This window comes from Pseudomonas sp. K5002 (assembly GCF_013386655.1).
GTDB lineage: Bacteria > Pseudomonadota > Gammaproteobacteria > Pseudomonadales > Pseudomonadaceae > Aquipseudomonas.
This window is the reverse complement of sequence record NZ_JACARK010001601.1, coordinates 1-546: the sequence shown is the minus strand read 5'-3', so window position 1 is coordinate 546 and position 546 is coordinate 1. Positions and strand designations below refer to the sequence as shown.

Genomic DNA, 546 nt, shown 5'->3' with positions numbered 1-546 from the left:
ATGATGGCGAGCAGGGCGCCGTTGGCCAGCGCCGGGGTCAGCAAACCGCCTTCGGCACCGGCGCGCAGGCTGCTCGCAGTGATCAGTACCTTGACCACCAGCAGCACCGCGGCGAGGCCGATGGTCAGCTCATTGTCAAAGCCCAGTTGCGCCGGGCCCTTGCCGTTGCCGAGGATCTGCGGCAGGAAAATCGCCAGGCCCCCGATGATCGTGAAGTTGATCAACGACAGTACCGGCAACCGCCAGCCACGGGCGGCGTTGCTGCGGGCCGCGCCGGTCAGCCGGGTGAATCCGTAGGCGGCCAGGCCAAACACCGGCCCGCAGCCCAGCGCCCAGGCGATCAAGCCAGGGCTGAGCACAAAGTGCGGCACCACGTATTGCGCCTCTGCGCCCAAGCCAATCCAGGCCACCGACGCGCCGATGGCCGAGGTGGCCAACGCAATCACTGCCGCCGGCCAACTGAACACACCCACCAACACTTCGAGCACAAACACCGCGCCGCCCAACGGCACGTTGTACACCGCCGCCAGCCCGGCGCCTGCACCG

General features: G+C 68.1%; 1 protein-coding gene. It reads right to left on the bottom strand.

Annotation, left to right across the window (positions count from 1 at the left end):
• Positions 1 to 546 (bottom strand): chloride channel protein (locus HX846_RS38195; RefSeq protein ID WP_178967577.1); only part of this gene is annotated, 546 nt, incomplete at both ends.